We start from the raw sequence: 25631 nt of genomic DNA, 5'->3' as shown, positions 1-25631 counted from the left end.
CTCAGCGACTTCAATGTCAGGTCCGATGCTATAGATCGCGCTTCCGACGACCAACCTGAAAAAGTCGTCGGAAATATCCGCTGCTTGCCGCAAAACCTGCCATTTTCCGTAGGACGTAAACGCGAGATTCCTGCCCTCAGCCGCCGAAGTGATAACTCACATCCAGCCACCACTGCCGTCCGTACGGGTCATAGTTGCCGGTCGGGTAATACGGCCACCCCGCCGAGTCATCGTGTTTGACCTGATTGAGCACGTTGTTCACGGTCAGCCCGACACTCGCCCGGTCATTGAGCTTGTAACGCGCGCTGGCGTTGAACACCGTCCACGGTGACAGGCGACCGTCCCCCGCGCCGTTGGTGACCGAACCGTAACGAATGCCCACCAGAGTCGCCGTGGCTTTCTGGTAATCCCAGGTCAGGCTGGCGTTGACCTTGCTGCGCCAGTCGTAGTTGGTGCGTGAGGTGCGCCAGTCTTGCGTGGGTGCCTCTTCCGACTCCTTGTAGTAATGCGACAACACCAGGGTGTAACCCAGCGCAGAACTGAACGCGCCGTATTGCCCGGCGCCCCAGCGGATATTGCTCTTGAAATCCAGACCACTGACCCGCTCGCTGGCGGCGTTGATCGCATTGACCCGCACGCGCTGCAACTGGTTGGGGTCGACCGCGGCATTGCCGGCGTTGCGATCGATGCGTGCCAGGGTCGCTTGGCAGTTGGCCGAATTGATGTCCTGCGTGCCGTTGCGGCATTCGTTTTCCTGTTGCAGCAAACGGTTTTCATCGACAGTGGTCAGCAAATCATCGATCTCGACGCGCCAGAAATCCGTGGAGAAATCGAAGTTGCGCGACGGCGACCAGACAAACCCGTACGTCCACGATTTGCCACGTTCGGACTCCAGATTCGCTGTACCGCTCTGGGTGTAATCGACCCGCCCACGATCACAGGCACCCTCCACGCCCTGGCTGCAACCGTAGTAATCGATCTGCGCCGGGTAGTAGCCGTTGCTGTCGGACTGATAGATGTAATTCAGATCCGGCGCGCGGAAACTGGTGCCGTAACTGCCGCGCAGCAACAGGCTGGTGACCGGGCGCCATTCCAGTCCCAGGTTGTAGGTTTTCTGCTGTTCGGTGCGGCCGCTGAATTTGTATTGATCCCAGCGTCCGGCGGCGGTCGCCAGCAGCGTGTCAGTCAGCGGAATGCTGAACTCGCCACCCGCCGCGTAGCGTTTGCGCGAGCCACCGGAACTCTGCTGTGGGCTCACGCCGTAAAAAATGCCGTCATTGAGGCCATCGTCCGGGTCAACGCGGTATTCCTGCTTGCCCGCTTCCAGCACCCCGGCGAAGCCCACCGGACCCGCCGGCAAGTCGAACAGGTCACCATTGACCGAGGCGTTGTAACTGGTCGACACCGACTTGCTGCTCTGGGTGAGGTTGCCGCGAAACTGCTGCCACTCCTGCGGCGTCAGCGGCCGGTCGAGCCGTGAAGCATCCGGGGCGAATACTGGATAACCGCCGCTGACACCGAGTTGCGGGCCAAGGTAGAAATCCTGAATCGATGACAGTGGCGTGTAGCGCGTGGTCCTGACGCTGCGATATTCCGAGCGATTGGCTGCCAGATCGTAACTCCAGCCGGTGTCGGCGATCTTGTCCGAGAGCCCCAGGGTGCCGGTCCATGAGGTGTCGCGCCACTTGCTGTTGTTGCTGGTGCGACCACCGATTTCCTCTTCGCCGAAGCGTCGATACCAGCGCTCCAGATTGCCGCTGTTCTGGTTGATGAAATCCGGTGAGGTGAAGGTCGGCCCGCGCGTGTTGTTCTGGATATGGTCGAGGCCGTACATCAAATCGGCGAAGACCTGGCCGCTGTCGCTGAAATGCCAGGTGCCACGGGTATAGCCGTCGTAGTTTTCCTTCTGGGTCTGCACGGTCCAGTAATCGTTGTACATCTGATCGGTGCGGCAGCGCCCGCCGCTGTTGACCAGTTTGTTGTCGAAGGTGCCCTGATAAGCACCGCAACCCGGTCCCCGATAACGATTGTTGCTCAGGTCGCGGCGGTAACCGACATCTGCCAGCGGGCCGTTTTGCATAAAGCCACGGTCATCGGCCCAGATCGGATCGCGGTTAGTCAGCTCCAGACCGAACAAGCCGTCAAAATCCCCCCAACTGCCGCCGCCGCTGATCTGCAAGCGCTGGTTGTCACCGCCGCCGCGCTCGCTGGTGCCGCCCTTGAGATTGACGTCGACACCGTTGATCTTGTCCTTGAGGATGATGTTGACCACCCCGGCGATCGCGTCCGAGCCGTAAATCGCCGAGGCGCCGCTGCTGAGGATTTCGATGCGTTCGATGACCGCCGACGGAATGTTCGCCAGGTTGGTGAAATTGACCTTGCCGTCGTACGGCGTTGGGTAGTCGGCGACGCGACGGCCATTGATTAACACCAGCGTATGGTTCGGGCCGAGGCCGCGCAGGTTGAGTGCGCTGGCCGCCGGTTGCCAGGTGTTGCCGTAATCTTCGCCTTGGGTCATTCCGGTGTTTTGCGTCTGCGTCGCCAGGGCGTCGTAGACGTTTTTGTAGCCGCGCGCTTCCATTTCTTCGTGGGTAATGACGTTGACCGGTGTGGCGCCATCGCTCTGCGCGCGGGCAATGCGCGAACCGGTCACGGTGACTTTTTCCATACGGTAATCGGCGCTGGTGACCGGCGCCACAGCGGTGACTTTCGCCGGCACATCAGCCGCGCGAACCGTTAAACCCTGGGTGCTTTGTTCGACTTGCAGACCGCTGCCAAGCAAGGCCTTTTCCACCGCCTGACGACCGCCCAATGCCCCACGCACCGCCGCGCTGTGTTTGCCTTTCACCAGTTCTTGGCTGAAAGAAATCGGTACACCGCTCTGCCGCGAGATGTCCAGCAACACTTCGTCGAGCGGTCCGCTGGCGATGTCGAAGGTGAACACCGCCGCTGCCGATTCCTGGGCCACCGCCGCCCATGGACTGATGCCCATCGCCAATGCAGCAGCAAGAGTCAATCGAGGTAATTTTTGTTTGATTGAGAACATCGAAGGGTTTCCCTGTTGGAGGCATCTGCAGGGAATGAGCAGCGGGCCGGCGCTTTTTATAGGGCGGCGATTAGGCCAAGAAGTTATGGGTTTATAACCGCGCGTCGATGCTGACCCAGTACGGGTTGTGCCAGGTGATGCGGATCGGCAGCGAGCGTTCCAGCAGTTGCAACGTGCGATCGCTGTCGTCAAGCGGATAGAGGCCGCTGAGGCGCAGGTCGGCGACTTCCGGGCTTAGATGCAAGATGCCGCGACGGTAGCGGCGCAAGCTGTCGATGACTTCGTACAAAGGCCGGTCGCGGACTTCCAGGCGACCTTGCACCCATGCACTTTCCTGGCCGTTGCTACGTTCCAGCGACAGCACTCCAGCGCCGTTGAACAACAGACTTTCGCCGGCCTGCACCACTTGCCGCGCACCGCCGGCGGTGACCACTTCGACCTGCGAATGGAGCATCACCAAACGCGTCGCCTCCTCGCGGTACTGCACGAGAAACTTCGTCCCCAGCGCGCGCAGGCGACCGTGCTCGGTCTCGACCACAAAGGGCCGCGCCGGCTCTTTCGCCACATCCACCAACAACTCACCGCTGCGCAAGGCGAGCAGGCGCTGTTGGCTATCGAACAAAGGCACCACACGACTGCGCGCGTTGAGGGTCAGCGCACTGCCGTCGGCCAGGGTGAAGTCACGTCGCTCGCCGGTCCCGGTCGACAACTCCCCCGCCTCCGGCAGCCAGCCGTAACGCCGCCCGAGCAGCCCGGCCAACAGCCCGATGCCGAGCACACTCAGACTGCCGCTGATAAAGCGTCGCCGACTCGATGGCGCGTTAAGGCTGTGCAGCAGACTGCTGCGCGGCAAGGTGCGCAGGGTCGGGTTGCGTAGCAGATTGAGGCCACCGCCCATTTGCTCGATGACCTGCTGATGCCGTGGGTCGGCAACGCGCCAAGCCTCGAATGCGGCCCGCTCAGCCATGCCCGCCTCGCCCGACTGCAACAACGCCAGCCATTGCGCCGCCTCGTCGATCACCGCTTCGTCCGGCCTCATGTCTGCATCGCCTGATAGCAGCGCTTGAACGCTTCGACCATGTATTGCTGCACGCGACTGGTGGATACGCCGAGGCGCTCGCCGATCTCGCTGTAGGTCAAACCGTCGAGCTGGTGGTAGAGAAACGCCGCTTTGGCTTTGGCCGACAACCCGTTGAGCAAACGATCGACCGCCAGCAGCGCTTCGATCACCAGTGCCCGCTCTTCCGGAGACGGGTGCACCGGCTCCGGCGCCAGCGCCAGGCTTTCCAGATAGGCGCGCTCAAGGTCCTGACGGCGCCAGCCTTCGTACACCAGTCGGCGGGCGATGGTGGTCAGCAGCGCGCGTGGCTCGCGAATGGCCGTGGGGTCTGGCAGTGCCAGCACCCGCAGAAAGGTTTCCGAGGCAATGTCTTGCGCACTGTGCGGGCAACCCAGCGTGCGACCAACGGCAGCGCACAGCCAGCGATAGTCCTTTTGGAACATCTGCCCAATGATCTGGTAATGCGGGTTGTACCCACCCATGTCTTGCTCCCTGAAACGGGTCCCACCCGCTGCGAAAAACCATCGTTCTGCCGGGATCGTCCGGCTCTGATCAGGCGCGACTGTGCAATAGCCTCGAAGACATTTGAAGTAATAAAAAATCAGCATATGCAAACCATTGAGCATAAGCCGCTTCGTCGCCGCAGAAACATTGGCTGACAGAACGTTGACCTCGGTCACTGGCGCGTGGGCGGTCACTGATTAATCTCGCGGCTCCATCGAAGGCCAGGGACGGCTCACCGAGAGCCCACGGCTAAACCCACTCAAGGAAGAGCAAGCATGCGACCACTCAACATCATCCTGCTGTCGTCAGCGTTCAATGGCCTGACCCAACGCGCCTGGCTGGAACTGCGTGAGGCCGGGCACTCGCCGAGCGTCGTGTTGTTTACCGATGAACAAGTGGTGTGCGAGCAGATCGAACACAGCGGCGCCGATCTGGTGATCTGCCCGTTCCTCAAGGACCGTGTACCGCAGGCGCTGTGGAGCAATGCCCAGCGGCCGGTGGTGATCATCCATCCGGGTATCGTCGGCGATCGCGGCGCCAGTGCCCTAGACTGGGCGATTACCAACGAGCTGCCGAGCTGGGGCGTCACCGCGCTGCAGGCCGTCGAGGAAATGGACGCCGGCCCGGTGTGGGCCACCTGCGAATTCAACCTGCCGGCGGGCCTGCGCAAATCCGAGCTGTACAACGGCCGGGTCAGTGACGCGGCAATTCGTTGCATACGCGAAGTGGTAGAGAAATTCATCGAAGGTTTTGAGCCGGTTACCCTCGACTATGCCGATGCGAAAGTGCGCGGGCGTTTGCAACCGAACATGAAACAGGTCGACCGCAGTTTCAGCTGGCATGACTGCGCGCGCTTCATCAAACGTTGCATCGATGCCGCCGACGGCCAGCCCGGCGTGCTGGCGAGCCTGGCCGGCGGTCAGTATTACGTGTACGACGCGCACCTAGATTCGCGCAGCGGCATGCCCGGCGAGATTCTCGCGGTGCATGACGATGCGGTGCTGGTCGCGGCTGGTGATCAGAGTTTGTGGCTTGGTTCGTTGCGACGCAAACCGCAACCCGGCGAAGAAACCTTCAAGCAACCGGCGCGGCACCTGTTGGCCGAGCAATTGGCCGACGTGCCGGTGCTCGACTGGTCGATCGCTACACAGCCGTTCAGTGACGAAGCCTATCAACCGCTGCGTTATCGCGAATCCGGCATCGTCGGTGAGCTGACCTTTGAGTTTTACAACGGCGCCATGAGCACCGAGCAATGCCAGCGCATGGTCGCCGCGCTGCGCTGGGCCAAATCCCGTGATACGCAGGTGTTGCTGATCAAGGGCGGGCGCGGCAGCTTTTCCAACGGCGTGCATTTGAACGTGATTCAAGCCGCGCAGGATCCCGGAGCTGAAGCCTGGGCGAATATTCAGGCGATCGACGATGTCTGCGCAGAACTGTTGACGGCCCGGCAACTGGTGGTCAGCGGTGTCACCGGCAATGCCGGCGCCGGCGGTGTGATGCTCGCACTGGCGGCGGACATTGTGTTTGCCCGCGCCGATATCGTGCTCAACCCGCATTACAAGAGCATGGGTTTGTATGGTTCCGAATACTGGACCTACAGCCTGCCCCGCGCCGTCGGCCCGGCGATGGCCGAACAATTGACTCAGGCGTGTCTGCCGGTGAGCGCGGTGCAGGCGTGGCAACTGGGCATGGTCCAGGAAATCGGCCCGCGCTGCCCGGACGAGTTTTCGTTGTGGTTACTGCAACGGGCCAACGGTGCGGTGAGCGATCCGACCTATGCTGCGGTGCGCGAGCGCAAGGCGCGGGTTGATCAGGTGTTGATCCAGCAGTGCCGCGAAACCGAGCTGCAGGAGATGCAGGAGGACATGCTTTACAACCGCAATCAGTTTGCCGAGAAGTGCCGGAACTTTGTGTTCAAGCGCAAAGTGTGTGGCACGCCGGCGCGGTTGATCGAGGCGTGGGCGCGGGTATGTTTGACCGAGTTGGCCAGTTGATTTTGCGGTGACTGCTTTCCCCTCACCCTAGCCCTCTCCCCAAGGAGAGGGAACTGACCGAGGTGTCTGGCGCCCTGCATCGACCTGAAAAAACGTGTCGATTATGGATTCAACGCTGATCGTTCAAGTCAGTGCATTTCTTCAATATCCCCCAATCAGTCCCCTCTCCCTCCGGGAGAGGGTTAGGCGGGCGGCGATCCGATGAGGGGCTTTTGCCTTTACAATGCCCGACACCTCAAACACCGGCCCGCCCATGGACATCGATCTCGCTCGCACCTTTCTGGAAATCGTCCGTCACGGCAGCCTCGCCGCTGCCGCGCAGAAGTTGTTCGTCACGCAAACGGCGATCACCGCCCGGGTGCAGAAGCTCGAAAGCCAACTGGGCAGCACACTGTTCGTGCGCAACCGTGCCGGGGCAAAGCTGACGCCCAATGGCGAGGCCTTTGTGATCTACGCCAATCAACTGGTGCAGACCTGGGAAGCCGCGCGCCGTGATCTGCCGCTGCCCGAGGGCTATCACAACGTGCTGCACATCGGCGGCGAAGTCAGCCTGTGCAACCCGTTGATGCTGAGTTGGGCGGCGGAGCTGCGCGAGAAAATTCCCGGGCATGCCCTGCGCATGGAAATCCGCGACGGCGAGAACCTGTTGCGCCAACTCGAACTCGGTGTGCTCGACGCGGCGCTGGTCTATCAGCCGGAATACTGGCCGGGCTTGCAGGTCGAGCAAGTGCTGGAAGAAAAACTGATTCTGGTGCGTGCGCCCGAGCGCCCCGATCCCTACGTCTACATCGACTGGGGCCCGGACTTTCGCCGCCAGCATGACGCCGCCCTGCCGGAAAAAGCCAAAGCGGCGCTGAGTTTCAACCTCGGTCCGCTGGCCCTGCAATACATTCTCGAACACGGCGGCAGCGGCTACTTCCGCACCCGTGTGGTACGCACGTATCTGGAAAGCGGCGCCCTGGAAGCAGTGACCAAAGCCCCGGAATTCGGCTACCCGACTTATCTTGTCTACTCACGCGACCGCGATTCGGCAACGCTGCAACAAGCCTTCCATCTGCTGCGCGAAGTGATCCGCACCGATGACGACTGGTCGCAACGCTGGAACCCGCTGAGCTGAAGCGGCGGCTTTGCACCGGAGCATGGCGCAAGTGACACCGAGGTGCGGCCTGCACAAACGGCCGGATCGGCTAATCTGCCGGGTATAACAACAATCCCCGCAGGTGATGCAGTGAGGCAGACCACCGAGGCATTCCGCAGTCGCTACCGTGCGGCCATTCACCCGTTGTACAACCCATGGCTGCACGGTGCCTTCGTGCTGCTGTTCGGTGTGCTGGCCATCGCTGCGTTCTCGGCCAGCGTGCAGCAGGTCAGTCTGCTGGAATGGCTGACAGTGCCGCTGACCCTGCTGTTGTTCAATTTCGGCGTGTACATGGTCCATCGCCATCTCGGCCACCACAAAAAAACCTTCGCGAAAATGTTCTACGCCCGGCACGCGGGCGATCATCACAGCTTCTTCACTCCCGGCCATATGACCTACGACAGTGCGCGTGACTGGCGGGTGATTCTGTTCCCCGCCTGGCTGATTGTGCTGCATACGCTGGTGATCACCGTACCGTTGTGGTGGCTGTTGGCACCGGTAAACGCCAACGTTGCCGGGTTGTTCGGCGGTTGCATGGTGCTGGGTTATCTGACTTACGAAGTGTTTCATGCCTGCGAGCATTTGCCGGCAGACAACCCTTTGGCACGCCTGCCATGGATCCGCCAGATGCGCCGTTTGCATGAGCTGCATCACCGCCGCGAACGCATGCAGGAGCGCAATTTCAACATCGTCCTGCCGCTGATGGACTACCTGTTCGGCACCCTGTACTGGGAGCCGGAAACCACCCCTTTGAGCTATTCGAAAATGCCCATGACCCGCATGCAGCACAGCATCGATATCGCTGGCGATCCCATTGCCGTACTGGCCTACGCCGCCAGTGTCGGTCGCTGGCCTGAGTGGCACCCCTCGTCGCTGAAAATCGACGGCCCACACGGCCCGCTGCATGCCGGCGCGCGCTTTGAAGAAGACATTCATGCCGGCGGCCGTGAAGGCCATTTGAGTTGGGAAGTCACCGAGTACTTGCCCGGTCGGCGCTGGTGCGCGCGGGCGCAAGGTGATCATGGATTGTCGTTGCTGCTGACCTATGAATGCAGCGCCGAAGGCAGCGGCGCGCGATTTGTGCGCACACTGGATTATCGCTTCGCCGGTCTGGGCATGCGCATCGCCAATCACCTGCTGCTCAAGCGCCGCATCGAGCGCGAATCTGCCGCGTCGATGCTGGCGCTGCGCGACATGGCCGCCCAGTACCTGTCATCGGCGAGGGCCAGCGCGTGAAGCTACGGCATCTGTTGTTGCTGCTGATCCTTATCGTCATCGCGTTCTTATTGTTGATGCCAACCAAAGTCGAACCCGTGGCCTGGACGCCGTCGCCTGCGCCATCGCTGAAAGAAGGCATTTACGCCGAGAATCAGAAACTCAAAGGCGCAGCGCAGGTCGGGCCGAGCGACATCGAAGGGCCGGAAGCGTTGCTGCTGGAAAGTGACTTCTTGATCACCGGACTGCACGACGGCCGACTGATCCGTACCAGCCTCGACGGCCAGCAACGCAAAGTACTCGCCGACACCGGTGGCCGTCCGCTCGGATTGGCCCGACATCCGAACGGCATGCTGGTGATCGCTGATGGGGTCAAGGGCTTGCTGTCCCTTGATGCGCAAGGTCAGTTGATTCCTTTGACCACGGAGGCCAATGGTCTGGGCTTCGGTTTCACCGATGATGTGGCCATCGACAAGTCCGGGCATTACGCCTATTTCAGCGATGCATCCAGTCGCTGGGGTTATGGCCATGACGGCGAGGCAATCATCGAGCACGGCGGCGACGGACGTCTGCTGCGCTATGACTTCCAGAGCGGTAAAACCAGTGTGCTGCTGGACAGACTGGAGTTCGCCAACGGCGTGACCCTCGGCCCCGATGACGCCTATGTGCTGGTCAACGAAACCGGCGCTTATCGCATCAGCCGTTATTGGCTGACCGGTCCGAAAGCCGGCACTCACGACCTGTTCATCGACAATCTGCCTGGGCTGCCGGACAACCTGGCATTCAATGGCAGCAACCGGTTCTGGGTGGCGTTGTATGCGCCGCGCAATGCTCTGCTGGATGGCACTGCGGGGCATCCGTTCGTGCGCAAGATGATCGTGCGCGCGCTGACGGTTTTACCGAAACCGGTAGAAAAGCGCGGGTTTGTGTTGGGGCTGGATCTGGACGGCAAGGTGATTGCCAATCTGCAGGACGCGAGCAGTGGCAATTACTCGCCGATTACCACGGTGCGCGAGTATGGGCCGTGGTTGTACTTTGGCTCGTTGAAAGCCACGCATATGGCGCGGATGCCGTTGGATGCGGCCCTGAAGTGAGCCTGATGTTTTTTGTGTTGCATGGACTTACGCCTTCGTCGGAACGCCGCCCGGAGCAGGCTCGCTCCCACAGGGGTTCTTTGCTGACCACAGCATTAGTGGTCAACACAATCCACTGTGGGAGCGAGCCTGCTCGCGAAGACGGTCTGTCAGTTGCTGGACTTGTCGAACTTGTCCGGATCTTCGTCTTCAGGCAGATCCTCATCCGGCTCTTCGGGGTTAGCGGTGGTATGCGCCGGGCTGTTGGGTTCAGGATGGGTGGGAACCGGGTCGAATGCGCCCTGCTCTTCACTGGGGAATTTCGGATCGTTCATAAGGCACCTCGCAAAGAGTCGCTGATGGAAGACTCTGTACATTCGAGGTGCCGGTCGTGGCTGTCGTTCCCGTCAATCCGCAACCGCAGGTCGGCGGATCATTGTCGAGTCAGGACGGGGCCTGCAAATGGCTGACGATTTCGTCTTTGACCTTCAAGCGCTTTTCTTTGAGCTTTTTCAATGCGTCGTCGGTGGGAGCATCTGAAGTGGCCGTTTCGGCCTTGACCACTTCGGCGTCGGCTTGGGAATACTTGTTGATCAGTGAATCCAGTCGTGGATCCTGGGTGCGTTTTTGCTGGATCTCTTCCTTCGTGCAACTCAAGTCCTGAAACAGGTCATGGGGAACCGGCATGGAACACCTCCGTCAGTTGATCGGCAGCCAGCGCGACCGATGCGCTGGCCCGTTATCAGAATGGCCTTGGTTGAGCCGTTCTGTCGACCACCTGTCAGACCAGCGGTGGCCGTTCGTCGCCCTGTCGCAAATGCGATAAAACCTTTACTCGCCGCGTTGCCTCCATTGGATAACCCCGACAAAAACTGCGTGGAGATACACCAATGGACGGATTCAACCTGCGTCATCTGGTTTTGGCTGTCGCTTTGAGCAGCGGCATGGGCAGTGCTTTCGCCGCGACGGACAATGACTTCGTCGATAACGCCGCAGCCGGTGGCATCGCCGAAATCGAAACCAGCCGTCTGGCCCTGGAAAAAAGCCAATCGGCAGACATCAAGGCGTTCGCCAACATGATGATCACCGATCACGGCAAGGCCAATGACGAACTGGCGACCATTGCCAAGGCTAATGACATCGAAGTCCCGGACACCACAACCCTGGTCAAACAGGCCAAGGAAAAAATCCTCGAAGTGCGCGATGAGTCCTTTGATGCCGCTTACGCCAACAATCAGGTGAAGGCGCACGAAGAGACCATCGAACTGTTCAAGAAACAGGCCAATACCGTGACCGATGACAAGGTTAAAGGCGCTACTGAACTGAAAGCGTTTGCGCAGAAAATGCTGCCGGGGCTGGAAAAACATTTGGCCGCCGCAAAAGAATTGCAGGCCAAGCATCCGAGCAAGTAAAAAGCCTTACCCTCACCCCAGCCCTCCCGAAACGTCGGACCGCCCCGAGGGAGTGGGAGCCGACCGAGGTGGATGTTCGAGTTACGCCGACCTGACAGTCTCGAGTTGAACGCAGGTTTTGAACATTCCCCAATCGGCTCCCTTTCCCCTCGCCCCCTTGGGGGAGAGGGCTGGGGTGAGGGGGATCGATATCAGCCACACCACCAGACTCAAGCGTAAAAAAGGCCGCATCCAAATAGATGCGGCCTTGTCATATCCGCCGAAATCAACCGCCATCGGTATCAATATCGGCATCCGTCTCCTCCCCCGGCTTCGCCCGATCCGGCTGCGGTTTGAAGCCCGGGCTGAACTCGTTGTCGTTGTCCGTATGCTGGTTCTTCTGATCCACCGCCGGATCGGCACTCTGCGCCTGATCATCCTCGCCCTGCTGCTGCGTCGGAGCCGGTTGCCCCGGCACCTGCGGGTCAATGGCCGGATCATTGCGATTGATCGGTTCGCCAGATTGGCTCTGCTTCGTTTGCTCGTTCATGGCCACCTCGTTGGTCAAACACCCCCGGCACACATCCGCCGGGTGTCAAAGATTCGAAGCCTGCCCTGCGTCAACGTTCAAAACTTCACCGCACCCGGCCACGCCGACTAGAGTTACCGGGACGTTCCTTGCGCCAGATCAAAAATATACGTGCGTGAACGAACAACTATTTCGAACGGCAAATGTCGATCATTCCGCGGCGTTCATTTATAGCGATCGCCCCCCAATTCGCGACGGAGCAACAGGCACATGGCAGCACTGCAGAACAGCACACTCGATGCGATGAAAAACAAACAAGCACAACTGCTGAGTGAATGGGTCAACGGACTGGAAACCAGCGGTGCCACGCGTAATCTGAAAGGCCACGACATACAGCAACAAACCGGCGAATTCCTGCAACTGGTGATCAATGGTCTGCAAAACGACAACGGCACCAATGTGGCCGCGCCGGGCTGGGAAGCCACCCGCCAGTTCCTCGAAAAGCTCTCCCACAGCCGCGCCCTGCTCGGCCAGGACTCGCAGCAGACCGCGAGTTTCATCTTCGCCCTCAAAGGCCCGCTGTTTAACCTGCTCCAAAGTCATTACAAAGACCAACCGGCGCTGCTGGCCGAACAACTCTGGGAAGTGTCCGAGCTGCTCGACGCGTTCGGCATGCACACCATCCGCACCTTTCAGAAATCCCGCGAAGCGGTGATCAAGCGTCAACAGGAAGAACTGCTGGAGCTGTCGACCCCGGTGGTCAAGCTGTGGGACGGCGTGCTGGCGCTACCGATGATCGGCACCCTCGACTCGCAACGCACGCAAGTGGTGATGGAATCGCTGCTGCAACGCATCGTCGACACCGGTTCGGAAATCGCCATCATCGACATCACCGGCGTGCCGACCGTCGACACTCTGGTTGCCCAGCACCTGCTGAAGACTGTCACCGCGATCCGCCTGATGGGCGCCGACTGCATCATCAGCGGCGTACGTCCGCAAATCGCACAAACCATCGTCCACCTCGGCCTCGACCTGCAAGGCGTGGTGACCAAAGCCAATCTGGCCGATGCATTGAAACTGGCCCTGACCCGTCTGGGTGTCAGCCTCGTCAAGACGGTTTAAACATGGAACGTATCCCGATTCTGCAAATGGGCGAATTTCTGCTGGTGACCATTCAGGTCGACATGCATGACCAACTCGCCCTCACCCTGCAAGATGACTTGTCCGAGCGCATCAGCAAGACCTCGGCGCGGGGCGTGCTGATCGACATCTCCGCGCTGGACATGGTCGACTCGTTCATTGGCCGGATGATCGGCACGATTTCCGGCCTGTCGAAAATCATGGACGCCGAAACTGTACTGGTGGGCATGCAACCGGCAGTGGCGATTACTTTGGTGGAACTTGGCATGACGTTGCCCGGCGTCAGTACCGCACTGAATGTCGAGCGCGGGATGAAGCTGCTCCGGGAACGAGTAGCGCTGCAATGACCGTACGCAGCAGCGGTACTCAACCCATCCACATCGAGCAGGATGTCGTGCTCGCGCGCCAGACCGCGCGCAAGTTGGCGACGGAGTGCGGCATGCGTCTGATCGACCTGACCAAAATGGTCACGGCGGTCAGCGAACTGGCGCGCAACACCATGGTTTACGGTGGCGGCGGCGACATGGACTGGCAGATTCTCGATGAGGATCACAAAGTCGGTCTGCGCTTGACCTTTCGCGACGAAGGCCCGGGCATTCCCGACCTGAAACTGGCGATGACCGACGGCTGGACCTCGGGCAGCGGCATGGGCCTGGGCTTGACCGGCGCCAAACGTCTGGTCGAAGAGTTCGAACTGGACACCGAGCCCGGCAAAGGCACGCGCATAACGATTACCCGATGGACATGAATATCGTCGGGTCGCTGACCCAGGTTCTGTTGGTCGAGGACAGCAGTCAGATCGGTCATGCCCGGCGCACCGCGCAGCAACTCGCTGAACAGCATGGCTTTGATGAGCGCGATGCCGGGCGGGTCGCTCTGGTTGCCACGGAATTGGCCAGTAATGTGCTCAAGCACGCTACGCACGGCGAATTGCATCTGCGGGTATTACCTCGGCCTGCGGGTTTCGGTATTGAAATGCTCGCGGTGGATCGCGCTCAGGGTTTTGATCTGGAGGCCTGCGTGGCCGACGGATTCTCCACCGGTGGCACGCAAGGTATCGGCCTCGGCGCAGTTTCGCGGCAGACCGAGGTATTTGACGTCTATGCCGACGGCCGTGGCGCGGTACTGTTGGCGCGTCTTTACCCGCGTACCGACCGCGATCCGGATATCCGTTATGGCGTCAGCCAGCACTCGTTGCACAACGATCCGGCCTGCGGTGACGTTTGGCACCTGAAGTATGAAGGCGCCAGCATCAGCGCACTGGTGATCGATGGCCTCGGGCATGGCGAGGAAGCCGAACGCGCCGGGCGTGCGGGGGCTCAAGCCTTTGCCCTGACACCGTTTGCCGATCCGGTGATGCTGATGGAGGACATGCACCGCGACATGATCGGCACGCGTGGCGGCGCTGTCGCGTTTAGCCAGTTCGACGGCAGGCGCGACAACCTGACCTTCGCTGGCGTGGGCAATATTGGCGCCAGTCTGATCGCCGCAGACAAATCGCGAGGTCTGGCCTCGCACCCGGGTATCGTCGGCGTGCAATACCGAAAAGCCCGGCCTTTTGACTATGCTCACGTGAACGGACATCTATTGATCATGTACAGCGACGGCTTGCAGTCCCGTTGGAATCTACAAGACTACCCCGGCCTGGTGCATCGCCACCCCGCTGTGATAGCCAGCGTCCTGCACCGCGACTTCAGTCGCGGGCGTGACGATGCAACAGTATTGGTCGTTGCCCTGGAGGCCGCCCATGGCTGAGTCACCGATGTTGAGCAATGCCGAACAGGCCGCGCTCATCGCGCAGTTGCAGAGCGAAACAGTGGCTTTGCGCGAAGAGCTCGACGAAACCAATCAGGGCGTGCTGGCGCTGTATGCCGAACTCGACGAACAAGCTGAAGAATTACGCCAGGCCTCAGATCTGAAAAGTCGCTTTCTGTCATACATGAGCCATGAATTCCGCACGCCGCTGGGCTCGATCCTCAGCATCAACAGCCTGCTCGCCGACGAACTCGACGGCCCGCTCAGCCCTGAACAACACAAGCAGGTCGCGTTCGTCAGCACCGCTGCCCGCGAGTTGAGCGACATGGTCGATGACCTGCTCGACCTGGCGAAGATCGAGGCCGGGCGCATCACGATTTCCCCGGCGTGGTTCGACATGTTCGATCTGTTCTCCGCGCTGCGCGGGATGTTCCGGCCGATTGTCGATGCCTCCGCCGTCGATCTGATCTTCGAAGAACCGGTCGGTTTGCCTCGCCTGTACACCGACGACAAGAAACTCGGGCAAATCCTGCGCAACTTCATTTCCAATTCGCTGAAGTTCACTACCCGTGGCGAAGTGCGGGTGTCCGCGCGCCTCGAAGGCGTGGACAAGGTGCGTTTTGCCGTCAGCGACACTGGAATCGGTATCGCTGCGGAGCTGCATGGTGCATTGTTCGAGGACTTTTCCCAGGTCGACTCGCCACTGCAGAAACGTCTGCGCGGCACCGGGCTAGGCCTGTCACTGTGCAAACGCTTCGCGGCCCTGCTCGGCGGTGAAGTCGGGCTGGAAAGCACGCCGGGGGTCGGTTCGACCTTCTTCGTGATCATCCCGTTGGCGATCGCTCTGGAGAATGTCGATGAAACGTGACATCCGTCTGTTGATCGTCGATGACAACGTCGCCACCCGCTACGCCCTGCGGCGACGGCTGGAGCGCCACGGTTACGAAGTCCTTGAGGCCGGTACCGGCGGCGACGGGCTGGCGCTGATCGACAGTGAAGCGCTCGATGCGTTGATTCTCGACGTCAATCTGCCGGACATGAGCGGTTTCGACATTGTGCGGATTCTGCGCGCCGACAGCCGCACTGCTCTGCTGCCGGTGATCCATGTGTCCGCCGCGTCGATCCAGACCGGCGACATCATCACCGGCCTCGACGCCGGCGCCGATGCCTATCTGATTCACCCGGTCGATCCGGACGTGCTGCTGGCCACCCTGCGTACGCTGTTGCGGGTGCGCGACACGGAAAATGCCCTGCGCGAAAGTGAAGCGCGATTCCGCGAAATTTTTGCCAATGTGTCCGCACCGATTGCAGTGCTCGATGCCAGCCTCAAGGTGCATGAGTGCAACCAGGCCTTCGCGCAACTGATTCTCGACAATCGGGATCCGCAAGCGCTGCGTGAATGCTTTGCCGATGATCAGAGCGCCATCCTCAATGAGCTGCGCCTGCGCCTGGTCGATGGCGAGCGCTGGAAAGGCACGCTGAACATGCGCGTGCAGGGCGAGATTCGCGAAACCGAATGGCAGATTTCGCCGTACCGCACGCCAGAGTTGAGCCTGGTGTTTGTCGAAGACGTCACCGAACATCGCCATCGCGAGCGCTCGCATCTGGCGCGCCTGGATGACACCACCACGCAACTGGCCAAGGAAGTCGCCGAACGTGCGCGCGCCGAGGCGCAGTTGCTGCAAGTGCAGAAGATGGATGCCCTGGGCAAGCTCACGGGCGGTATTGCTCACGACTTCAACAACCTGCTGACCGGGATCATCACTAGCCTGGAGTTGATCCAGAAGCGTGTCGCCGATGAGCGCCTGGACAAGGTGCAGTTCTATAGCGAAGCAGCGCTGAACTCGGCGATGAGCGCCGCGTCCCTGACCCATCGCTTGCTGGCCTTCGCACGGCAACAGCCGCTGGATACACGGCCGGTGGACATCAACGACCAAGTCCGCTCGCTGGAAGAACTGCTGATGCGCACCATCGGTGAGCGGATCAACCTCAAGCTGGAGCTGACCAGCAAACCGGCGATCGCGTTGGTTGATCCGGTACAACTGGAAAGCGCGGTGTTGAATCTGGTGATCAACGCCCGTGATGCCCTGCCGGCGGGCGGTAATATCTGGGTCAACACCTACGCCGCGTACTCCCACGGCGACCCGAATCTGGCCGATGGCGCTTACGTGGCGCTGTCGGTGCGCGACGACGGCACAGGGATCGAGCACAACGTCATCGACAAGGTCTTCGATCCTTTTTTCACCACAAAACCGCTGGGCCAAGGCACAGGACTGGGGTTGTCGACGATCTATGGCTTTGCCCGTCAGTCGGGCGGTGATGCGCACATCCGCAGCGTCGCGCGGCGCGGCACCGAAGTGACGATCATGTTGCCGGCCACCACCGACCCGACTGGGGTCGACATCCCTGCGCCGGTAGTTGACCCGCAAGGTAGCGGCGAGCATGTACTGATTGTCGAAGACATGCCGTCGGTGCGCATGTTTGTCACTGAAGTGCTGGAGGACGCGGGTTATCGCTGCACCCAGGCGGCGGATATCGAAACGGCGCTGGAGCGGTTGCAAAATGATCCCTCGATCAACCTGCTGCTGACCGACGTCGGCCTGCCGCGCATGAGCGGTCGGGAATTGGCAGATGTTGCGCGAGGCTGGCGTGACGGATTGCCGATTCTGTTCATGACCGGGTATGCAGAAACGGCAATCAATCGTCAGGTGTTTCTCGGCAGTGGCATGGACATGCTGGTCAAGCCGTTTCAGATCAGTGAACTGCTCGACAAGGTCCGCCGAACCCTCGATGGTGCCTGACCACAGCTTCACAGGGATTAATGTCGAACATAGATCCAATGTAGGAGTGAGCCTGCTCGCGATAGCGGAGTGTCAGCCACAGATGAATTGACTGACCTGGCGCCATCACGAGCAGGCTCACTCCTACAGGGGTTCTGTGTGGACAGATAACGTGTCACACCACAAAACCCTGTGGGAGCGAGCTTGCTCCGGGCGGCGTTCCGACGAAGACGTCAGCCCTGCCAATACCCCTATCGGCTCAAAGCCCGAGCCAGAAACGGCGCAGTCTTGCTCTTCTTGCTCGCCGCCACTTTCTGCGGCGTGCCCGCGACGACAATCCTGCCGCCCTGATCTCCCGCCCCTGGCCCGATGTCGATCACCCAGTCACTCTGCGCCACCACGCGCATTTCGTGCTCGACCACAATCACCGTGTGCCCCGCCGTGACCAGCGTATCCAGCTGTTCCAGCAGCCGGTCGACATCGCGCGGATGCAACCCGGTGGTCGGTTCATCGAGCACATACAAGGTCGCGCCGCGCTGGTTGCGCTGCAACTCGGTGGCCAGTTTGATCCGCTGCGCTTCGCCACCGGACAACTCCGTGGCCGGTTGCCCGAGGCGCAGATAACCCAGGCCAATATCACGCAGCACTTCCAGTGACCGACGAATCCCCGGTTGCCCGGCAAACACCGTCACTGCTTCCTCGACGGTCAATTGCAGCACCTGGGCAATGCTCAGACCCTCCCAGAGAATCGCCAGCGTCTGCGGGTTATAGCGTGCGCCATGGCAGGTCGGACAGGGCGCATACACACTGGGCATGAACAACAATTCAACACTGACAAACCCCTCACCTTCGCAGGTGGCGCAACGGCCCTTGGCGACGTTGAAGGAAAACTGCCCGGCGTCATAACCTGCGGCCCGAGCAGCATCTGTCGCGGCGTACAGCTTACGGACGTTATCGAACAACCCGGTGTAGGTCGCCAGATTTGAGCGTGGCGTGCGGCCGATGGGTTTCTGGTCGACCTGCACCAGGCGCTTGATCGACTCCAGCCCGGACGTGACCTGGCCGCTGCTGAGTGGCGGTGCGTCGTCTTCGAGGCTGAGTTCCTCTGGCTCGCTTTCCTGCGCGGGACGGCCCAACTGCGCGCCGACCAGTTCCAGCAACGCCTGACTGACCAGACTCGACTTGCCAGAGCCGGACACGCCCGTCACCGAGGTGAAGCAGCCCAAGGGAAATTCGGCACTCAGCTTGTTCAGGTTGTTGCGGGTAATGCCGTCGAGTTTCAGCCACGCCGTCGGTTTGCGCGCGGCGCGTGTCTGACGCTGCGATTCGGCAAACAGATAAGCGCGCGTCTGCGACTGTTCGATCTCGGCAAGACCTGCCGGCGGGCCGCTGTACAGCACCTGACCGCCCTGCTCGCCCGCCGCCGGGCCGACATCGATCAGCCAGTCAGCGCGGCGCATGGTTTCCAGATCATGCTCCACCACAAACAGCGTATTGCCGTCAGCTTTCAAGCGCTGCAAGGCCTCGAACAACGCCTCGCCATCGGCCGGGTGCAAACCGGCGGAGGGTTCGTCGAGCACGTAAATCACCCCGAACAATTGCGAGCCCAGCTGCGTCGCCAAGCGCAAGCGCTGCAACTCACCCGACGACAGCGTCGGTGTGCTGCGCTCCAGCGCCAGATAACCGAGGCCCAGATCGGTCAGCGTGCTGACCCGCTCCAGCAGATCCTCGGCAATGCGCTGCGCCGCCAGACGTTTCTCCAGCGACAGGTTTGGCGTGTGGCGCACGTCTGGCGCACTGCCGTGCCCGCTGGCGCCGTGGGCCACGCGCTGCTGGCGGGCGTCGCGGGTTTGCGCGTGGCTTAAGGTCTCGCCGGTTTCCTCTGCGTGTTCGAGGTAGCTGGCCGCCGCCACCGGCCGCAGCACCTCGGCCACTTGCAGCAATGGCATCTGCGATAGCTCACCGATGTCATACCCGGCAAACGTCACCGACAACGCCTCGCGCTTCAGGCGTTTGCCGTCGCATAACGGGCAAGGGCTGCCGAGCATGAACTGTGAAACGCGCTTCTTCATCAGCGCACTTTGCGAATGGGTGAAGGTGTGCAGGATGTAGCGCCGGGCGCCGGTGAAGGTGCCCTGATAACTCGGTTCCATCTTGCGTTTGAGGGCGACGCGGGTTTCTTCCGGGGTCAGCCCGGCGTACACCGGCACGGTCGGGGTTTCTTCGGTGAAGAGAATCCACTCGCGCTGCTTTTTCGGCAGTTTTTTCCATGGAATATCGACATCGATGCCCATGGTCACGAGGATGTCGCGCAGGTTCTGCCCCTGCCACGCCAGCGGCCAGGACGCCACCGCGCGCTGGCGGATGGTCAGGTTCGGATCGGGCACCATCAGCGCCTCGGTGACTTCATACACCCGCCCAAGACCATGGCACTCCGGACACGCGCCTTGCGGCGTGTTCGGCGAAAAGTCCTCGGCGTACAACATCGGCTGCCCCGGCGGATAACTGCCGGCGCGCGAATAGAGCATGCGGATCAAGCTCGACAGCGTAGTCACGCTGCCCACCGACGAACGCGTACTCGGCGTACCGCGCTGCTGTTGCAGAGCCACGGCCGGTGGCAAGCCTTCGATGGAGTCGACATCCGGCACGCCGACCTGATCGATCAGTCGTCGCGCATACGGCGCCACCGACTCAAAGTAACGGCGCTGGGCTTCGGCATACAAGGTCGAGAAGGCCAACGAGGATTTGCCCGAACCGGACACGCCGGTGAACACCACCAGCGCATCGCGGGGAATGTCGACATCGACGTTTTTCAGGTTGTGTTCACGGGCGCCGCGCACCCGGACCATGCCGGTAGGCGCTTTGGAGGTGCGTTTGGAAGTCATCGACCTGCCTTGGTGAAGGAATGTTCAACGCTCAGCTACCGAGCACCACCCGAATCATCTGCAACATGGCTTCCGGGCTGTACGGTTTGCTCAGCAAATGGGTGTCGGGGCTTAACTGGTGATTGCGCGAAATGATGTCGCGGGTGTGCCCGGAGGTGAACAGCACCGCCACCGGCGGCGTCTGCACCTTGGCCCAGGCGAACAGGTCGGAGCTTTTGATCAGTCCCGGCATGACCACGTCGGTGAAGATCAGGTCGACCTCGACACCTTCGAGAAGCATTTGCATGGCCGCATCGCCGTGACCGGCGGTCAACACGCGATAGCCCTCCTCGCGCAACAGCTCGACCGCCGAAGTGCGTACGGCGTCGTTGTCCTCGACCACCAGAATCGTCTCGTGGCCGCCGCTCTGCTGCCTTTGCAGATTGGGCGCCTCATCAAGGATCGGGCGCAGGCTGCGCGGGAAGTACAACTGCACCCGCGTGCCCTCGCCCAAAGCGCTGGTGATCTCGACATGCCCGCCGCTCTGCTTGACGAAGCCGAACACCATGCTCAGGCCCAGCCCAGTGCCCTGACCATCAGCCTTGGTGGTGAAAAACGGCTCAAACACTTGCTCGAGAATCTCTGGCGGGATACCGGCGCCGGTGTCACTGACCGCGACGCGGACAAACTCGCCGGGGACGATGCCTTTACCGGCACAGAACTCGCGTTCGAGTCGCACATTGGCAGCGCTGAGCGCAATGGTGCCCTCGCCCTTCATCGCATCCCGGGCGTTGATCGCCAGATTGAGAATCGCGTTTTCCAGTTGATTGCGGTCGACGTTGATGTGCCAAGGCGCGGTCGGCAACTGCACGTCGATCTGGATGGTTTCGCCCAGCGCCCGTTGCAGCAATTCGCCAACGCCTTCGAAAATCTGCTGCGGGTTACACACCGCCGGCGACAACGGCTGGCGGCGGGCAAACGCGAGCAACTGCGAGGACAGCTTGGCACCGCGCTCGACCGCCGCCAGCGACGCGCTGACCCGACGCTGCACGTTGGCGTTGTTCGGTTCGTGGCGGGCGAGCAGATGCAGATTGCCGGCGATCACTTGCAGCAGATTATTGAAGTCATGAGCCACGCCACCGGTCAAACCGCCAATGGCTTCGAGCTTCTGTGATTGGCGCAACTGCTCTTCAGCCGCCAGCCGCGCCTCGACTTCTTCGCCGACGCGCTGTTCGAGGTTGCGGGTAAATTTGAGCAGGGATTCTTCGGCAATCTTGCGTTCATGAATGTCGATCAGTACGCCGGGAAAGCGCAGCGGTTTACCGTGTTCGTCAAACTCGCAACCGCCACTGGCCAACACCCACAGATAACTGCCGTCACTACGCTGCACGCGATATTCGGCGTTATACGGCACGCCGGTCTGCACGGAATGGGCGACGCGCTCTTGGACCCAAGCGTGGTCATCGGGATGGATACGCGACTCGGCAATGTCCTGGGCCAGATTGCTCAGGTCATGATCCGGCGGATAAGAAAACGTGCGGGCGAACCGTTCGTCTGCCGACAGCGTGTTGTTTTTCACGTCCCAGACAAACGAGCCAAGCAAAGCGCCGGCATTCAGCGCCAGACGTACCCGCTCGTTGTCGGCGCGGTAAGCCTTTTCAGCGGCCTGACGGCGGCGTTCGGAATGCATGAATTCGGTGGTTTCCACCACCATCGCCATCACCCCGGCCGGCTTGCCGTCATCATTGGCCACCGGGCTGTAATACAGGTCCATCCAGACGTCTTCGGGGACGCCATCGCGCAACAGCACCAACTCTTTATTGCGAAACGACAAGGTGCCGCCGGCCAGGCAGGTATCGACCACATGCCGGTTGAAATCGGCGACCTCCGGCCAGCCCAGCTCCACCGGTGCACCGAGTAGATACGGATGCCGACCACCGGCAAATTTCGAATAGGCATCGTTGTAGATCATGTACCCGGCGCGGCCCCAGAGCATGACCATCGGCAGTGGCGAGGCCAGCATCAATTGCACCGCGCTGCACAGGCTGGCCGGCCAGCTGTTCAGCGGGCCAAGTTCGGTGTGGCTCCAGTCGAACGCACTGATGCGCCCGGCCATTTCGCCTTTCCAGCCGTCACAACCATGGCTATCGGATAAAAACTGCATCGACTGACTCAGTGTCCTTAGGTGGTTGCCCGATAAATCGCGACGCCATAACGACGCGACGCCCGTCTGTTTCGAGCGTCTGCAGTCGTATTGGTTTCATATGAGGTATAGCCGATTTAATTCCGCGCGGAGACTAGACCCCGATCAGGTGCTTGAGCGGATGGTAGCCAGTTTTCATCTTCGCGGCGACGTCGAGAATAGCCTTCTCGATACCGTTGAGATGCGTGCAGGTCAGCTCGATGGCAGCGCTTTGATTGCCGGCCTCGATGTATTCGAGCAAACGCAGGTGTTCGTCGTCACGGCAGACTTCGTGACTGTCATCGTCCAGTGCAGCGGCATACAGCGAAGCGCGGGAAATCAGTTTCTGGAACCAGTCGAGCAGCACCGGATTGTTCAGGCTGCGCGCCAGTTTGATGTGGAACTCGCCAAGCAGGTGAATCAAGCGTTCATGATCGCCCGCCGCATGGGCTTCATCTTCGAGCAGCAGGTGTTCGCGCAGATCCTGCATCGCTGCGCTGTCCTTGCGTCGGCACAGTTCGGTGACGATGCCGATCTCGATCAGCCGCCGGGTTTCGAACAGCGAACGGATCTCTTCATTGCTCGGCAACGACACCGATGCACCTTTATTGGGCTCGGTGGTGACCAGTCCATCGGCCTCCAGTTGCTTCAATGCGGCGCGCACCGACGTGCGGCTGACATTGAACAACTCGGCCAGCGAGGCCTCGCCCAGCTTCATCCCCGGGCGCAACGAACGCTTGCTGATCGCCTCGTAAACCCCTTGGTAGACGCGGTCGACCGTGGTTTCCGGTTTCTTTTCGGTCATTCGAACACTCCTTTAGCGTCAGGCAACCAGCCCCGGCGATGCCTGACCATGGAAGAAGGGCGGCAGACGCAGGTTAATCCGGGCCTTGGCAAATTGCATTCATATATTGCATACCGACGGAGTATGGCGCTGAACATCGGTCAATTGGGGCTGGATGCGATCGGGCGCATGGGTGGCCATGGCTATGCGCGAACCCGCGATTACTCCAATCTGCCGACCCGCTCGTTGCAAGCGTGGACGGAAGCACCGGGCGGTGGTGAGCGGTTTTGGCCGGCCGCGAAATAAGCGCCAACAGCAAAAGATCGCAGCCTTCGGCAGCTCCTACATTTGGGATGCATTCCCCTGTAGGAGCTGCCGAAGGCTGCGATCTTTTGATCTATCAGTCCGTGCCGTATTTCGGCGAGCGCGGGCCGTACAGCAGGCCTGCCGGGTGCCCGGCCGAGAGCAGGCGATTGCTTGCCACACCGGCAATCGGGTAGCCGGCATCGGTGGAGCTGTTGATGATCTGTTTCACTGCCGCCGTGATCAGCATGCCGATCAGACCGCCACCGCCGTTATTGCCGCCCTCTTCGCTCGACGCCCGCGCCGAACCGGTCCACAGCGTGGTGCCGCTTTTCAGGTCGACCAGTTTCGCCGTCGCGGTCACTGCCGTTTCGCTGCTGATCACCATGTAACGCGTACCGTATTCGGTCACGGTGATGTACAGCGCAGCGTCCGCACCGAAGATTTCCTTCAGTTTGCTCGGCGGTGCCTGATGGATGTCGTCCGGAGTGGTCAGGCCGTTCTGGCGGAACGTCTCGTCAACCAGCGTGATCGGCAGTACGTAATAACCGGCCTCGGCCAGCGGGAACGTCACCTGCGACAACAGGCTGTACGACGCCTTCACATCCGGCGAGGTGTTCAGCGGAGGCAGCACCAGAATGGTTTTTGGCCGCGCCTGTTTGTAGGCCGAGTAATCCACGGTCTTGGGGGCAACGCAGCCACCCAGCACGGTCAGGGCCAGACCGGCGGCCAGCAGTTTCAAGGTACGCGCGATCATTTCGCGTCTCCGCTCTTGGCGTTTTTGAGCAGGAAATCCATGTACGTCCCGGACTCAGGGAACAGGGTTTTCTCGGTTTTGAACTGCTGCACCATCTGGTCGTCCTTGCCCATGCTCAGATAGAGCAGGCCAAGGTGCGCGTGGTAACCCGGCGGTACAGCCTTGCCGGTGGAGCGGATTTTCTGCAGGTCACGTTCCAGCGCTTCGGCTTGGGCTTCCTTCGGCTCTTCGCCTTTGAAGTATTCGTAGACCTGGGGCTCGTAGCCTTCCCACTGATACAGGGTTTTCGGGCTGCTGCAACCGGTCAGCAAGGCGCTGGCGGCCAGCGTCAGCGCCATCAGCGAGCGCGACAAAGTCAGATTCATGGGTGTTGCTCCTTGCAATGGGCGTCGATCAGTTGCCCGGTTTCCAGGCACCGGCGTTCATGCCATCGACCAGACGATTGATCGCCTCGCGCATGGCCAGATCCAGTACTTTGCCGTTGAGGGTGGAGTCGTAGGCAGCGGTGCCACCGAAGCCGATGATTTCGCGGTTGGACAAGGCGTATTCGCCGGCGCCCTGGGTCGAATACACCACTTCGGAGGTGCTGATGTTGACGATGTTCAGGTTGACCTTGGCGTAGGCGACTTGAGTTTTGCCACGGCCAAGAATGCCGAACAGTTGATGATCGCCAGTCTCTTTGCGGCCGAACTCAGTGACGTCACCGGTGACCACGTAATCAGCACCTTTGAGACGCTGGGCCTGGCCCTTGATCGCGGCTTCCTGCTGGATTTCACCCATGTTGTCGCGATCCAGCACGCTGAAGCGATTGGTCTGCTGCAAATGGGTGATGAGGATGGTCTTGGCCTGACCGCCGAGACGGTCGACGCCGTCGGAGAAGATTCCGCGCATGTAGCTGGAGCGGTTGTCGAACTTGCCCACGGCCATTGGCACGCGAACGCCGGTCCAGACTTGTGTGGCGCTTTCTACCTTGGCCACCGGCAGCGCGCGGGAGCTTTCGGTGGCGCAACCGGCGAGTGTGCCGGCAATCGTGCCGAGCACAGCAATCGCGACGCCTGAAACCAGCATCCGGGAGATCATTCTCACTGAGTATTCCTTTTGAAAAACGGGGATGTC

At 60.8% G+C, this 25631-nt stretch carries 23 protein-coding genes and 1 pseudogene; 12 read left to right on the top strand and 12 right to left on the bottom strand.

From position 1 onward, the window contains the following. Positions 1-136: 136 nt before the first annotated feature. The 3 genes from ACI514_RS08060 to ACI514_RS08050 form a co-directional block, all read right to left on the bottom strand. The gene (locus tag ACI514_RS08060; protein ID WP_405123481.1) at positions 137-3046 is read right to left on the bottom strand and encodes a TonB-dependent receptor domain-containing protein; all 2910 of its coding nucleotides are present in this window, start codon (positions 3044-3046) and stop codon (positions 137-139) included. Between the two features lie 91 nt (positions 3047-3137). Beyond that, positions 3138-4085, bottom strand: a complete 948-nt coding sequence (locus ACI514_RS08055; RefSeq protein WP_160058298.1) for a FecR domain-containing protein — start codon at positions 4083-4085, stop codon at positions 3138-3140. After that, positions 4082-4588 carry a sigma-70 family RNA polymerase sigma factor gene (locus ACI514_RS08050; RefSeq protein ID WP_405123480.1) on the bottom strand — a complete coding sequence of 169 codons (507 nt, stop codon included), beginning with the start codon at positions 4586-4588 and terminating at the stop codon, positions 4082-4084. Before ACI514_RS08050 ends, ACI514_RS08055 begins: the two co-directional genes overlap by 4 nt. Positions 4589-4885: 297 nt before the next feature. Here ACI514_RS08050 and ACI514_RS08045 point away from each other — a divergent pair, with 297 nt between their 5' ends. From ACI514_RS08045 to ACI514_RS08030, 4 genes are all read left to right on the top strand, one after another. Beyond that, complete coding sequence (locus tag ACI514_RS08045) at positions 4886-6604, top strand: hydrogenase maturation protein (protein WP_405123479.1); 1719 nt, start codon at positions 4886-4888, stop codon at positions 6602-6604. Positions 6605-6857: 253 nt separating this feature from the next. Next, on the top strand, positions 6858-7721 hold the full coding sequence (locus ACI514_RS08040) for a LysR family transcriptional regulator (protein WP_077573167.1): 864 nt from the start codon (positions 6858-6860) through the stop codon (positions 7719-7721). Between the two features lie 111 nt (positions 7722-7832). Next, entirely contained in the window at positions 7833-8978 is a 1146-nt protein-coding gene (locus tag ACI514_RS08035; protein ID WP_160058301.1) for an SRPBCC family protein, read from the top strand. After that, complete coding sequence (locus tag ACI514_RS08030) at positions 8975-10051, top strand: SMP-30/gluconolactonase/LRE family protein (RefSeq protein WP_405123478.1); 1077 nt, start codon at positions 8975-8977, stop codon at positions 10049-10051. Before ACI514_RS08035 ends, ACI514_RS08030 begins: the two co-directional genes overlap by 4 nt. Positions 10052-10200: 149 nt before the next feature. On the opposite strand, the gene ACI514_RS08025 is transcribed toward ACI514_RS08030, so the two are convergent. Together ACI514_RS08025 and ACI514_RS08020 are read right to left on the bottom strand one after the other, a co-directional pair. Then, complete coding sequence (locus tag ACI514_RS08025; RefSeq protein ID WP_007912545.1) at positions 10201-10365, bottom strand: hypothetical protein; 165 nt, start codon at positions 10363-10365, stop codon at positions 10201-10203. Between the two features lie 109 nt (positions 10366-10474). Next, on the bottom strand, positions 10475-10717 hold the full coding sequence (locus ACI514_RS08020) for a DUF465 domain-containing protein (RefSeq protein ID WP_038368920.1): 243 nt from the start codon (positions 10715-10717) through the stop codon (positions 10475-10477). 203 nt (positions 10718-10920) lie between these two features. Here ACI514_RS08020 and ACI514_RS08015 point away from each other — a divergent pair, with 203 nt between their 5' ends. Next, positions 10921-11442: a DUF4142 domain-containing protein gene (locus tag ACI514_RS08015; protein WP_016983387.1), complete on the top strand. Its 522-nt coding sequence runs from the start codon at positions 10921-10923 to the stop codon at positions 11440-11442. Positions 11443-11707: 265 nt separating this feature from the next. Here ACI514_RS08015 and ACI514_RS08010 read toward each other — a convergent pair whose 3' ends face one another. Further along, on the bottom strand, positions 11708-11971 hold the full coding sequence (locus ACI514_RS08010; protein ID WP_160058305.1) for a hypothetical protein: 264 nt from the start codon (positions 11969-11971) through the stop codon (positions 11708-11710). A 249-nt stretch (positions 11972-12220) separates the two neighbouring features. On the opposite strand from ACI514_RS08010, the gene ACI514_RS08005 reads away from it, so the two are divergent. The 6 genes from ACI514_RS08005 to ACI514_RS07980 are packed head-to-tail and all read left to right on the top strand — an operon-like array spanning position 12221 to position 17646. After that, positions 12221-13072, top strand: a complete 852-nt coding sequence (locus tag ACI514_RS08005; RefSeq protein ID WP_405123477.1) for an STAS domain-containing protein — start codon at positions 12221-12223, stop codon at positions 13070-13072. A gap of 2 nt (positions 13073-13074) precedes the next feature. Beyond that, the gene (locus ACI514_RS08000) at positions 13075-13437 is read left to right on the top strand and encodes an STAS domain-containing protein (protein WP_160058309.1); all 363 of its coding nucleotides are present in this window, start codon (positions 13075-13077) and stop codon (positions 13435-13437) included. After that, positions 13434-13838, top strand: coding sequence for an anti-sigma regulatory factor (locus ACI514_RS07995; RefSeq protein WP_008084828.1), 405 nt, complete (start codon positions 13434-13436; stop codon positions 13836-13838). Before ACI514_RS08000 ends, ACI514_RS07995 begins: the two co-directional genes overlap by 4 nt. Next, a complete protein-coding gene (locus ACI514_RS07990) occupies positions 13835-14845 on the top strand; it encodes an ATP-binding protein (RefSeq protein ID WP_160060108.1) in 1011 nt (336 codons plus the stop codon). Before ACI514_RS07995 ends, ACI514_RS07990 begins: the two co-directional genes overlap by 4 nt. Then, complete coding sequence (locus ACI514_RS07985) at positions 14838-15713, top strand: sensor histidine kinase KdpD (RefSeq protein WP_160058311.1); 876 nt, start codon at positions 14838-14840, stop codon at positions 15711-15713. Before ACI514_RS07990 ends, ACI514_RS07985 begins: the two co-directional genes overlap by 8 nt. Next, the gene (locus ACI514_RS07980; RefSeq protein WP_405123476.1) at positions 15703-17646 is read left to right on the top strand and encodes a response regulator; all 1944 of its coding nucleotides are present in this window, start codon (positions 15703-15705) and stop codon (positions 17644-17646) included. Before ACI514_RS07985 ends, ACI514_RS07980 begins: the two co-directional genes overlap by 11 nt. A 230-nt stretch (positions 17647-17876) precedes the next feature. Here the strand turns inward: ACI514_RS07980 and ACI514_RS07975 are convergent, their stop codons facing one another. The 3 genes from ACI514_RS07975 to ACI514_RS07965 form a co-directional block, all read right to left on the bottom strand. Then, on the bottom strand, positions 17877-20510 hold the full coding sequence (locus ACI514_RS07975) for an excinuclease ABC subunit A (RefSeq protein WP_405123475.1): 2634 nt from the start codon (positions 20508-20510) through the stop codon (positions 17877-17879). A gap of 31 nt (positions 20511-20541) precedes the next feature. Next, positions 20542-22653 carry an ATP-binding protein gene (locus ACI514_RS07970; protein WP_405123474.1) on the bottom strand — a complete coding sequence of 704 codons (2112 nt, stop codon included), beginning with the start codon at positions 22651-22653 and terminating at the stop codon, positions 20542-20544. Between the two features lie 133 nt (positions 22654-22786). After that, a complete protein-coding gene (locus ACI514_RS07965; protein WP_160058319.1) occupies positions 22787-23476 on the bottom strand; it encodes a GntR family transcriptional regulator in 690 nt (229 codons plus the stop codon). A gap of 129 nt (positions 23477-23605) precedes the next feature. Between ACI514_RS07965 and ACI514_RS07960 the strand changes: the two are divergent. Next, a pseudogene (locus tag ACI514_RS07960) lies at positions 23606-23761 on the top strand (flavin reductase family protein); the annotation flags it as partial. Positions 23762-23855: 94 nt separating this feature from the next. Here the strand turns inward: ACI514_RS07960 and ACI514_RS07955 are convergent. Genes ACI514_RS07955 through ACI514_RS07945 form a run of 3 tightly spaced genes read right to left on the bottom strand, consistent with a single transcriptional unit; the run spans position 23856 to position 25595 of the window. Further along, a complete protein-coding gene (locus tag ACI514_RS07955) occupies positions 23856-24515 on the bottom strand; it encodes a DUF799 domain-containing protein (RefSeq protein WP_160058321.1) in 660 nt (219 codons plus the stop codon). Next, positions 24512-24880, bottom strand: coding sequence for a DUF4810 domain-containing protein (locus ACI514_RS07950; protein WP_160058323.1), 369 nt, complete (start codon positions 24878-24880; stop codon positions 24512-24514). Before ACI514_RS07950 ends, ACI514_RS07955 begins: the two co-directional genes overlap by 4 nt. Before the next feature lie 28 nt (positions 24881-24908). Next, positions 24909-25595 (bottom strand): CsgG/HfaB family protein, encoded by a 687-nt coding sequence (locus ACI514_RS07945; RefSeq protein WP_161986630.1) that lies wholly within the window; start codon positions 25593-25595, stop codon positions 24909-24911. Positions 25596-25631: the final 36 nt, after the last annotated feature.

Origin of the sequence: Pseudomonas sp. M20 (assembly GCF_045037865.1) — a bacterium.
Classification (GTDB): domain Bacteria; phylum Pseudomonadota; class Gammaproteobacteria; order Pseudomonadales; family Pseudomonadaceae; genus Aquipseudomonas.
The sequence above is the reverse complement of the archived record's forward strand: the minus strand, read 5'-3'. Positions and strand labels throughout refer to the sequence as shown.